9 protein-coding genes are annotated in these 11,305 nt (G+C 61.0%); 6 read left to right on the top strand and 3 right to left on the bottom strand.

Features of this window, described 5'->3' with window-relative positions; all coding sequences use genetic code 11:
* Positions 1-19 precede the first annotated feature (19 nt).
* Positions 20-1,795, top strand: a complete 1,776-nt coding sequence (locus ACFPB1_RS17300) for a DUF6382 domain-containing protein (RefSeq protein WP_379227357.1) — start codon at positions 20-22, stop codon at positions 1,793-1,795.
* A 257-nt stretch (positions 1,796-2,052) separates the two neighbouring features.
* On the opposite strand, the gene ACFPB1_RS17295 is transcribed toward ACFPB1_RS17300, so the two are convergent.
* Complete coding sequence (locus tag ACFPB1_RS17295) at positions 2,053-2,952, bottom strand: TIGR01777 family oxidoreductase (protein ID WP_379227356.1); 900 nt, start codon at positions 2,950-2,952, stop codon at positions 2,053-2,055.
* Between the two features lie 74 nt (positions 2,953-3,026).
* Positions 3,027-3,458 carry a DUF2621 family protein gene (locus ACFPB1_RS17290; RefSeq protein WP_379227355.1) on the bottom strand — a complete coding sequence of 144 codons (432 nt, stop codon included), beginning with the start codon at positions 3,456-3,458 and terminating at the stop codon, positions 3,027-3,029.
* 216 nt (positions 3,459-3,674) lie between these two features.
* Between ACFPB1_RS17290 and ACFPB1_RS17285 the strand changes: the two genes are divergently transcribed.
* The 4 genes from ACFPB1_RS17285 (at position 3,675) to ACFPB1_RS17270 (ending at position 8,531) form a co-directional block, all read left to right on the top strand.
* On the top strand, positions 3,675-4,802 hold the full coding sequence (locus tag ACFPB1_RS17285; protein WP_379227354.1) for a deoxyribonuclease IV: 1,128 nt from the start codon (positions 3,675-3,677) through the stop codon (positions 4,800-4,802).
* Positions 4,803-4,865: 63 nt separating this feature from the next.
* Positions 4,866-5,762 (top strand): formyltetrahydrofolate deformylase, encoded by an 897-nt coding sequence (purU, locus tag ACFPB1_RS17280; RefSeq protein ID WP_379227353.1) that lies wholly within the window; start codon positions 4,866-4,868, stop codon positions 5,760-5,762.
* Between the two features lie 327 nt (positions 5,763-6,089).
* Positions 6,090-8,105 carry a transketolase gene (gene tkt / locus ACFPB1_RS17275; protein WP_379227352.1) on the top strand — a complete coding sequence of 672 codons (2,016 nt, stop codon included), beginning with the start codon at positions 6,090-6,092 and terminating at the stop codon, positions 8,103-8,105.
* A 108-nt stretch (positions 8,106-8,213) separates the two neighbouring features.
* Positions 8,214-8,531 carry a pyrimidine/purine nucleoside phosphorylase gene (locus ACFPB1_RS17270; protein WP_379227351.1) on the top strand — a complete coding sequence of 106 codons (318 nt, stop codon included), beginning with the start codon at positions 8,214-8,216 and terminating at the stop codon, positions 8,529-8,531.
* Positions 8,532-8,686: 155 nt separating this feature from the next.
* Here ACFPB1_RS17270 and ACFPB1_RS17265 read toward each other — a convergent pair whose 3' ends face one another.
* Positions 8,687-9,592 carry an NAD(P)-dependent oxidoreductase gene (locus ACFPB1_RS17265; RefSeq protein WP_379227350.1) on the bottom strand — a complete coding sequence of 302 codons (906 nt, stop codon included), beginning with the start codon at positions 9,590-9,592 and terminating at the stop codon, positions 8,687-8,689.
* Positions 9,593-9,948: 356 nt separating this feature from the next.
* Between ACFPB1_RS17265 and ACFPB1_RS17260 the strand changes: the two genes are divergently transcribed.
* Positions 9,949-11,298, top strand: coding sequence for a glucose-6-phosphate isomerase (locus ACFPB1_RS17260; RefSeq protein ID WP_379227349.1), 1,350 nt, complete (start codon positions 9,949-9,951; stop codon positions 11,296-11,298).
* Positions 11,299-11,305 lie beyond the last annotated feature (7 nt).

The raw sequence follows: 11,305 nt of genomic DNA, 5'->3' as shown, positions 1-11,305 counted from the left end.
TCATCAAGGAGGAATTGCTATGCTGCATGACGATCTTCGGGTCGATTACGCCATGAAACGCGGCCATGAAATGATCGTGGACCTAAAATCCGGCATCGAACGAGCCGACCTCGACGCCGTCGAAATTCAAATGCTGCAGGGCCAGCGCATACCGAAGCTGCTGCCGATCGAATGGATCGACATCGATGGCGGAATCACATTCCGCTACCAGTTGAACGGGAGGCGCATGCTGTCGCACCGGCTGCAGACGCAGCAGCTGACGATGCTCCAGTTTTACGCTCTGCTGCTTGCCGTCGTCGAAGCGCTGGACGACAGCCGGCATTACATGCTTCGCGCGGAGTGTTTTCTGCTCCATGAACAATACATCTTCATCGGGGAAAATTGGGACGATGCCGTTCTCGCTTACGTTCCGCTACGCGGCAAACGCATGGTGGCGTCAGCGGGCGAAGCGCTGCTCGCGATGGCGATCCGCTGGATCGGCGCCGTCGCGGAACCGGACGGCATCGGCCTCCAGCAGGTGTTCCGGCATTTGCGCGGCGAATTCATTTCGTGGCCGCTGCTTAGGCAAACGCTGCTTTCGCTGCTCGGGTCGAGCTATCGGGCAGGACTGGCGGGCGATGCCGCCGATGTTCGCGAGTACCCGGCGGCGGTACGGAATGCCGTCTCTCCACCGGCAGCGCAGCAGCCCGCTGAAGTTCAAGGCGCCTTCGAGAATCCAGCCATGTTCATGGACAAGCACGAGCACTCGCCGCTCGAGGCGGCATGGAACAACGCGATCGGCCGCGAACGGGTGCGCCCCCCGGCGGAAGAAGAACTGCCGCTGACGGAACTGCCGGAGGAAGCCGCGAAGGAGCCGTCGCGTTTGGGATGGCTGATCGGAGCAGGGTGGATCCTTGCGGCGGCCGTCATTTGGCGGTTTCTGTACTTGGCTTCACCTTCGCGGACGAATTTGTTGCTATGCGCAGGGCTGACGCTGCTCACGGGAACGTTGGCGATCGTTGTTCTGAAGCGGGCCGGAAGAAGTTCATCCTCCGCCGAAGATATGGAATCCGGCAAAGCGTGGGACTCCGAGGATGCGTTCGTGCCGAATTCCGGTCAAATCGGTTCCGGCCCGGGCCATTCGCCGCAATCGTCCAAGCAACGTGCCCTGGAGCCAGCGGCGATGAAGGCGCAAGGGACGCGAGACCGGGAAACGCCGATCGCCGCTTCGTCTTCGGAAGGCCATATGTCCGCCGCCGCGCTATCCGGCGGTACGCTGCCGGGCGCCGCGATGCCCAAGAGCCGATTGTCCGCTGGTTCTTCCGGAATCGCGATTTCGCCAGCTGCATCGGGCGGCAGCCAATTATCCGCCCCGCACGCAAACGGCGTCCGAACCGCTGAAGCGTCTTCAAGCCCCGCGCAGCCATTCGCGAAATCGGCGGGAACCGAAGACGTGACGGTGCTGCTCGGGCAAGACGCCAAGGACGGCTCCGGCGCGGAGAAGCGGATTCCTTGGCTGGAGCGTCGGGTCGATGAAGGCGTGGCAGAGAAGATTCCGCTAGAACAGCAGCAATTCGTCATCGGCCGCTCCCGCGAAGGCGTGCATTACATCGATCGCTCGTCGGGCATCTCTCGCGCGCACGTAGAGCTGCTCGCCAGCGGAGGACGCTGGTCCGTCAAGGACATGGGCTCCCGGAACGGCAGCACGCTGAATGGGAGCAACATGGTGCCTTATAAGACGTACGAGCTGTCCGATACGGACAAGTTGCAGCTGGCTGGCGAACAGGGACCGGTGTACGTGTTTCGGGCCGGATGACGATGGGCCAGCATCGTGCCGGGGTAGAGCGTGCCGAGCGGCAGGCAATCGTCGGCGCCAGCGGCGGCTAAGCAGATCAAGGACGGGAAAGACGACATTCGCGGAAGCTGAAGTTGAAAGAGAAGTTGAACGCTTGAAGGAAGCGGCATAAAGAGCGCTCAGGCGACGCTAGGCGCTTGAAGGAAGCGCCATAAAGAGCGCTCAACGACGCTGAGCGCTCAATGCCCGCCGCAGCGTAAGGGCTAATCGGATCGGCCCTAGCCGTGCTGGCGTCCGAACAACTGCCTCAAGGCGGCGTCTGCCGTCGGGTAGCTGAACGTAAATCCGTGCTCAATCGCCTTGCGGGGGATCGCGCGCGAGCCCTCGAGCAGCAGGAAGGACATTTTCCCGAGCATGCCTTTCAGGACGAACGAAGGCAGCGGGAGCCAATGCGGTTTGCGGGCCGCAGCCCCGACGGCGCGTCCGAAATCGTCGTTCGTCAACGGCTCGGGGGCGCAGGCATTGACGGGGCCTTCTACGTCGGAACGGTCGAGACAGAACAAGACGAGCCGCACCATGTCTTCCTCGTGGATCCATGGAATCCATTGCTTTCCGCTGCCGATTCTCCCGCCGGCGAATAACCGGTAAGGCAGCAGCATTTTCGGGAACGCGCCGCCTTCCAGGCCGAGCACGAGCCCGATGCGCAGCTTGACGAGGCGGCGCACGGGGATGCGGTCGGCCGCGGCTTCCCATTGCTCCACGACGGACGCGAGAAAGTCCGTTCCCCGCGCCGTGCTTTCCTCATCGTGCGCGGCGCCGCCGCTCGTGCCGTAGACGGAGATGCCGGAGGCGTTCACGACGACGCCGGGCTTCCGTCTTAGCGCCGCGATGGCTTTCGCGAGCGCATCGACGGCGTCCAGCCGCGATTGCACAATCGCGCGCTTGCCGCGATCGTTCCACCGGCGGCTGATCGTCTCCCCGGCCAGATTCACGATCGCGTCGAAACCCTCCAAGACGTCGGGCGACGCTTCGAGCTCCGCCCACGTGATCCGGCGCGGTCCCGAAGCCGCCGCTCCTCCCGAACGGGAAATCAGCGCGACCTCGTCCCCGCGCGCCATTAGCGCGGCGACGAGCAGGCGCCCCACATAGCCGGTCCCGCCGGCAACGGCCACTTTCATGCTATTCCCTCCTGTTTTCCAATCGTTCCCACTTATGTATTCATGGTACAACAAAAGCCGCCCGAGCGGGCGGCTTATTTATTCAGCAGATGAGTATACGGCTGATAGTCGATCTGTTCCTTCTCCAGAAACGTAATCAAACTGCGGTAGTCGCGTTTGGGCGTGGCCCGGATGTAGCCTTCGATGCAGTGACTTTGCGAGACTTCGGTCGCGCCGCCTTCGACCGCCACCTGCGCGATTTTGGCGGCGATGGAATGCCTAGCGATATCGCGGAACGCGCCCGGTACCGGCGACACGAGCTTCTCGAGGAACGCCTTGGCCTCGTCGGACCACATGCCGCGGCTGCGCTCGACCCAATAGTTTTGCCAGTCCAGCTTGGACTTCCCGTCCCGCTGGGGAAGCACTTTCAGAAACTTGCGGAACATGAAATAGCCGCCGATCGACATGAAAACGATCATGACGACCGCCCAGAACACGATGAAATACATGAACCAATTCGGAGCCATCGCTACCCTCACCTCTTGCGGCACTCTCTGCCTCGAAAAATATCGGCAAATCATGCCTATTATAAGCCAAGCCGGCCTTCGGCCGCAACAATCGGTCATGATCGGAACCTAGATTTATTTCGCCGTTCCCTGTAAGATAGGAAGGACAAGCATTGAACCAGGACCTGCCCCTTCGCAGGCTTCCGCCTTATAAACGAAAGGAGCGATTATACGTCCATGTTGAAAATCGGTTCGCACGTTTCTTTTTCCGATAAAGGATTGCTCACCGCCACGAACGAAGCCGTCTCGTACGGCTCCAGCTCGTTCATGATTTACACCGGCGCCCCGCAGAACACGCGGCGCAAGCCGATGGAGGACCTCTATATTCCGGAAGGCAAGGCCGCGATGGGCGAGGCCGGAATCGACGAAATCGTCGTGCACGCCCCCTATATTATTAACCTCGGTTCCTATAAAGAAGACACGTTCGAGCTCGCCGTGCGGTTCCTCCAGGAGGAAATCCGCCGCACCGACGCGATCGGCGTGCGCAATATCGTGCTGCATCCCGGCGCCTACACGGACAAGGACGCGGAATACGGCATCGCCCGCATTGCCGAAGGCTTGAACGAAGTGCTGAACGGCACGAAAGAAACGAACGTGAACATCGCGCTCGAAACGATGGCCGGCAAAGGTACGGAAATCGGCCGCAGCTTCGAGGAAATCGCGTCCATTATCGATAAAGTCGCCGCGAACGACCGGCTGACCGTCTGCATGGACACCTGCCATATGCATGACGCCGGCTACGACATCGTGAACGACCCCGACGGCGTGCTGAGCGATTTCGACCGCATCGTCGGGCTCGATCGCGTAGCCGTCGTCCACGTCAACGACAGCAAAAACCCGCGCGGCGCCGCGAAAGATCGCCACGCCCCGATTGGCGCGGGCTGGATCGGATACGACGCGATCCGCAATTTCGTGCACCATGAGGCGCTGAAGGGCCGTCCGTTCATTCTCGAGACGCCTTGGATCGGCCAGGAGAGCAAGACGCAGCGTCCGATGTACGAAGCGGAAATCGCACTGCTCCGGGGCGACATGTCGAACCGCTTCGGCGGCGAGTTCCTGGAAGACGTCGAGCGCCTGCACCATTTCTTCGGCAAGCAGGACATCGACCACCGCCAATTCGTGCTGAACGTCTGGGACGTGCTCAAAACCGACGCGAAAGCGAAGAAAGCCGACCCGCGCGAGCCGATGGACCGGCTGTACGATCTCGTGGCCGAGCACCGCGTGCTGCCCGAGCTGTCCGAGGAAGCGGTCAACCAGCGCATCACGGCTTGGTTCGCCGGCAAGACGCTGCTCGTAAACGCCTGATTCCGCCCGGCCTAGGCCGGCTTTCGCCTTACCCAATCGTCGACGGAAGGAAGACTGTCTCTCATGCAAACCATTCATCAAACCCCGCGGCCGTCGCAGCCGGATAACGCCAACCGCGCTCGGATGCTCATCTCGTGCCCGGACCGTAACGGCATCGTTGCCGCGGTGTCGCAATTCCTGTACGAACACGGCGCGAATATCGTGCAATCGGACCAATACACGCTGAATCCCGGCGGCGGCATGTTTTTTATCCGTTTCGAATTCGATCTGAACGACCTGGAGCGCGAGCTGCCGGTGCTTCAGGAAGATTTCGCCCGCGTGGCGGACCGCTTCGACATGAAATGGAACACGTTCCGCGCCAGCCGCAAGAAGCGTCTCGCGATCTTCGTTTCCAAGGAAGACCACTGCCTGCTGGAGCTGCTCTGGCAATGGCAAGCCGGCGACCTCGATACGGAGATCGCGATGGTCGTGAGCAATCATCCCGACATGCAGGGGCTCGTGGAATCGTTCGGCATCCCGTTCCATCACATTCCGGTCACCCCGGACACGAAGGCGGAAGCCGAGAAACGCCAGCTCGAAGCGGTCAAAGGCAAAGCCGATTTGATCGTGCTGGCCCGGTACATGCAGATCATCTCGCCGAAATTCATCGAGCAGTTCCCAAACCGGATCATTAACATCCATCATTCCTTCCTGCCGGCTTTCGTCGGCGGCAAGCCTTATGCGCAAGCGTACCAGCGGGGCGTCAAGATCATCGGCGCCACGGCGCACTACGTGACGGAAGAGCTCGACGGCGGTCCGATCATCGAGCAGGACGTGCAGCGCGTCACGCACCGCGACGACGTCGGCAGCCTGAAGCGGATCGGCCGGACCATCGAACGCGTCGTGCTCGCGCGCGCCGTCAAATGGCATGCCGAGGACCGGATTCTCGTGCATCAAAACAAAACGGTCGTCTTCAATTAATTTTTCGTTGGTTCGTTCGCAAGCCTACGTGAATTTTCTGCATATAAATCGTGTCCGGCGTGCCGTTCTCCAAGGAACGGCACGTTTTTTTGCGTTCTCCGCCGATGGTCCGGGCGGTCCGCATAATGAGGTACGAGTAGCAATAAGAATGAAAAAGTTAGGCCATAATTTAATGTGTCGAATCTTAGAACAGCACCGCAATAAAGATGGCAATGGCTGAGAGGTAATGGTACAATATTTCAAAGCCAGTGCGGGATTCCCTGCCAATAATAGAAATAGAGAGAAATGCGAAAGCTGTACCCATTGCGATTTAGGAGGAGTATTTGAATGACAGTCACGCAGAAAACCATCGATCAACTTTCCGTCGACACTATTCGCACCCTGGCGATCGACTCGGTCGAGAAAGCGAACTCCGGCCATCCGGGCATGCCAATGGGCGCGGCGCCGATGGGCTATCAATTGTTCGCGAAGACGATGAAGCACAATCCGTCCAATCCGACCTGGATCAACCGCGACCGCTTCGTGCTGTCCGCTGGCCACGGCTCCATGCTGCTGTACAGCCTGCTTCACCTCACGGGCTACGGCCTTCCGATGGAAGAACTGCAACAGTTCCGCCAATGGGGCTCCCTGACGCCAGGCCACCCGGAGTACGGCCACACGGCCGGCGTGGACGCCACCACAGGCCCGCTCGGGCAAGGCTTCGCGATGGCGGTCGGCATGGCTATGGCGGAAGCGCACTTGGGCGCGACTTACAATAAGCAGGACCTGAATATCGTCGACCACTTCACATTCGCGATTTGCGGCGACGGCGACCTGATGGAAGGCGTGGCGAGCGAAGCGGCTTCGCTGGCGGCTCACCTGAAGCTCGGCAAGCTCGTCGTGCTGTACGATTCCAACGACATCTCGCTCGACGGCGAGCTGAACCTCGCGTTCTCGGAGAACGTGCAGGGCCGCTTCCAAGCGTATGGCTGGCAGGTGCTTCGCGTCGAGGACGGCAACGACCTGAACGCGCTCGCGCAGGCCGTCGCGACGGCGCAAGCGGAGCTCGGCCGCCCGACGCTCATCGAAGTCAAGACGACGATCGGCTACGGCAGCCCGAACAAAGGCGGCAAAGGCGGTCACCTCGGCACGCACGGCAGCCCGCTCGGCGCCGAAGAGACGGTGCTGACGAAGCAATTTTACGGCTGGGAGCATGAAGCGTTCTTCGTGCCGGACGAGGTTCGCGCTCACTTCGCGGAAGTGAAGGCGCGCGGCGAGCAAGTGAACGCAGCGTGGGACAAGCTGTTCGCGTCCTACAAATCCGCCTATCCGGAACTGGCGGCCCAATTCGAAACGGCGATCAGCGGCAAGCTGCCCGCAGGCTGGGACAAGGAGCTGCCGGCGTACACGACGTCGGATAAGGCGGTATCGACGCGCGTGGCGTCCGGCAACGCGCTGAACGGCCTGGCGAAGAACGTGCCGAACCTGATCGGCGGCTCCGCCGACTTGGAGAGCTCCACGATGACGCATCTGAAAGGCTTGCCGGTGTTCAAGCCGGGCAGCTACGAAGGCCGCAACGTGTACTTCGGCGTCCGGGAATTCGCTATGGCGGCCGCAGTGAACGGCATGAGCCTGCACGGCGGCGTGAAGCCGTACGGCGCGACCTTCTTCGTATTCACGGACTACCTCCGCCCGGCGGTACGTCTCTCCGCGCTGATGAAGCAGCCGGTCACGTACGTGCTGACGCACGACAGCATCGCGGTCGGCGAAGACGGCCCGACGCACGAGCCGATCGAGCAGCTGGCCTCCCTGCGCATCATTCCGCAGCTGACGGTCATCCGTCCGGCGGACGCGAACGAGACGTCCTCGGCTTGGGCCTACGCGCTCTCGCAAGCGGACCAGCCGGTCGCGCTCGTGCTGACGCGGCAAAACCTGCCGATCCTCGAAGGCACGAACGAAAAATCGCGTGAAGGCATCACGAAGGGCGCGTACGTCATCGCCGACGCGGCGAACGGCAAGCCGCAGGCGCAGCTGATTGCGACGGGCTCCGAGGTTCAGTTGGCCGTAGCCGCACAGAAGGCGCTGGCGGAAGAAGGCATTCACGTGCGCGTCATCAGCATGCCGAGCTTCGACCTGTTCGAGCGGCAATCCAAGGCGTACAAGGATTCCGTCCTGCTGCCTGACGTCAAGGCGCGCCTGGCGATCGAAATGGCGTCGCCGTTCGGCTGGGAGCGTTACGTCGGCGACCAAGGCGCGGTGCTCGGCATCAACAAGTTCGGCGCGTCCGCGAAGGGCGACCGCGTCATCCAGGAATACGGCTTCACGGTCGAGAACGTCGTCAGCCACGTCAAAGGGCTGCTGTAATCGGCGCATAATCGGTTCCAATCGCGGGGCTTAAGGCCGCTTCGGCGGCCGTGAGCCCCGCTTTTTACATATTGCCATCATCCCATCCGCAGAGGAGTATATGCCCTTATGTCCCAGTACGATAACGTCACCGTCATTAAAAAAGCCAACCTGTACTTCGACGGCAAAGTATCCAGCCGCACCGTCCTGTTTCCGGACGGCACGAAAAAAACGCTCGGCATCATGCTGCCGGGCGATTACGAATTCGGCACGGACGCCAAAGAGATCATGGAGATTCTCGCCGGCGATCTGAAGGTGCTGCTGCCGGGCGATACGGAATGGCTCCATATTGCCGGCGAAGGCGAGTTCACCGTTCCGGCCAATGCCAAGTTCAAACTGCAGGTCGCGGCAATTACCGACTACGCCTGCTCGTACATCCAAGAATAATCCGGCACGCTCGACCCGCCGCTCGGCATCCGGCCGCGGCTCCGAGCCTGGCCAAGCATGCAAAAAAGGCTGCTCCGCGTTCACCCGCCAATAGCGGGGCTCGGAGCAGCCTTTTGTCTTCGTTGCGGCACTAGCAGGACACCATGCGAATCGCTTTAAGCTTTCGCGCCGCCATGGTTCGTGATCGGCTTGTTAATCCATTGCTCGTAGCTGTGCGCCAGCGCGGAGAGGTCCAAGTCGGCGAAGCCCATCGCGTCGCCGATTTGGTACAGGCTTTTGACCGTTTCCAGGATCGGCGTCGGCGTCTTCAGCTCGTCCGACAGCACCGAGGCGAGGCGCAGGTCCTTCAGCATCAGTCCGAGCGAGAACTGCACGCTGAAATCGCGTTCCAGCAGCTTCGGCGTTTTCAACTCGGCCATTTTGCTCGCGGCGCCGCCGGATTGGACGAGCTCGAGGAACGAAGCGGCGTCGATGCCGCCGCTGGCCGCGATGGCCATCCCTTCCAGCAGCGCGGCCACGTTAATGCCGACGATCGCGTTATGGGCAAGCTTGGCGGTCGAGCCGCTGCCGCCTGGGCCGATCGGGATGATCTTGCGGCCCATCGCGCTCAGCACGTCGTGGACCTTCGCCAATACCTGCGCGTCCCCGCCGACCATGAACGTCAGCGAACCGCTTTCCGCCGCCGGCTTGCTGCCCGTGACCGGGGCGTCAAGGAAGGAGGCGGACTTGGCCGCGATGTCCTGGTGCAGCTGGCGGGAGAGGGCGGGCGAGATGGTGCTGCTGTCGATGGCGATGGAGCCCGGCTTCAGCGCGCCAAGCACGCCGTTGTCGCCGTAGTAGACTTCGCGGATTGAATCGTCGTTGCTGATCATGGTCATGATGATATCGGAAGCTTCGGCGACCGCCGCGGGCGTCTTCGCTTCCGCCGCGCCGAGCTCGAGCAGCTGGGCCGCCTTGCCAGGGGTGCGGTTGTAGACCGTGACCGGGTAGCCTTTGCGCAGCAGGTTGGCCGCCATGGGCTCGCCCATGACGCCGAGGCCGATAAAGCCGATTTTGAACATGGTACGTCATCTCCTAGTTTCCGTTTGTGCAAAGCTCCAACCATTTTACCATACTTTTCGGCCAAGCTGCATGCTTGCCGGGGTTCCCTTGTTTTTGGGTAGGAAATCCATTATCCTTATCGTGACGTAAGCAGGACATGCCCGCGGCGGCCGAACGCGCACGTCTTGGAGCCAAGCCGAGCCGGAACGGGTCCGCCATACATAATGCACGCTTTCGAAGCGAGTTTTTCGCTCGCATTGAAGAATATCCACAGTAGCATCGCAAAAAACTTAAGCCTATGCTTTCGAAGCGAGTTTTTCGCTCGCATTGAAGAATATCCACGAAGCATCGCAAAAAACTTTCAGGAGGTTCCATCATGACGAAAGCAGTTTCCTTCGATTACAGCAAAGCGCTCGGGTTCATCGGCCAGCACGAGATCGACAATCTGGCGCAGCAGGTGCGCACGGCGCACGACCAGCTCCGCAGCGGCACCGGCGCGGGCTCGGACTATCTCGGCTGGATCGACCTGCCGACGAATTACGATAAAGACGAATTCGCGCGCATCCAACAGGCGGCGAACAAAATCCAATCCGACTCCCAAGTGCTCGTCGTCATCGGCATCGGCGGCTCCTACCTCGGCGCGCGCGCCGCGATCGAAATGCTGTCGCATTCCTTCTACAACCTTCTCCCGCAGGAGCAGCGCAAGACGCCGCAAATTCTGTTCGCGGGCAACAATATCAGCTCCACGTACGTGACGCATCTGCTTCAGCTGCTGGAAGGCCGCGACTGGTCGATCAACGTCATTTCCAAATCCGGCACGACGACGGAGCCGGCGATCGCGTTCCGCATTTTCCGCGAAGCGCTGGAAGCCAAGTACGGCAAGGCCGAAGCGCGCAAGCGCATCTACGCCACGACGGACCGCGAGAAGGGCGCTCTGAAGAAGCTCGCGACCGAAGAGGGCTACGAGTCCTTCATCATTCCGGACGACGTCGGCGGACGCTACTCCGTGCTGACGGCCGTCGGCCTGCTGCCGATCGCGGCGGCGGGCATCGACATCGAAGCCATGATGAAAGGCGCGGCGGACGCGTCCGTCGCCTACAACAACCCGGCCTTGGCCGAGAACGAGGCATACCAATACGCCGCGGCCCGCAACGCGCTCTACCGCAAAGGCAAAGTGACGGAAATCCTCGTCAACTACGAGCCGGCGCTGCACTTCGTGTCGGAATGGTGGAAGCAGCTGTACGGCGAAAGCGAAGGCAAGGATTACAAAGGCATTTTCCCGGCGGCCGTCGATTTCTCGACCGACCTGCACTCCATGGGCCAGTTCATTCAGGAGGGCAACCGGAATATTTTCGAAACGGTCATCCAAGTCGGCACCGTCGCCGAGCAAATCACGATCGGGCACGACGAAAGCAACCTGGACGGCTTGAACTTCCTGACCGGCAAGACGATGGACTTCGTCAACAAGAAGGCGTTCGAAGGAACGTTGCTCGCGCACACGGACGGCCAAGTGCCGAACTTCGTCGTGAACATCGCCGACATGACGCCGTACACGTTCGGCTACCTGGTCTACTTCTTTGAGATCGCCTGCGGCATCAGCGGCTACCTGTCGGGCGTGAACCCGTTCGACCAGCCGGGCGTCGAAGCGTACAAGAAGAACATGTTCGCGCTGCTCGGCAAGCCGGGCTACGAGAAAGAAAAAGCCGAGCTCGAAGCTCGGCTGTAAGCGGCGG

It is taken from the genome of Paenibacillus sp. GCM10023250 (assembly GCF_042653205.1).
Lineage (GTDB): Bacteria > Bacillota > Bacilli > Paenibacillales > Paenibacillaceae > Paenibacillus_Z.
Note: the sequence above shows the minus strand (reverse complement) of the source record. Positions and strands in the feature narration are given on the sequence as shown.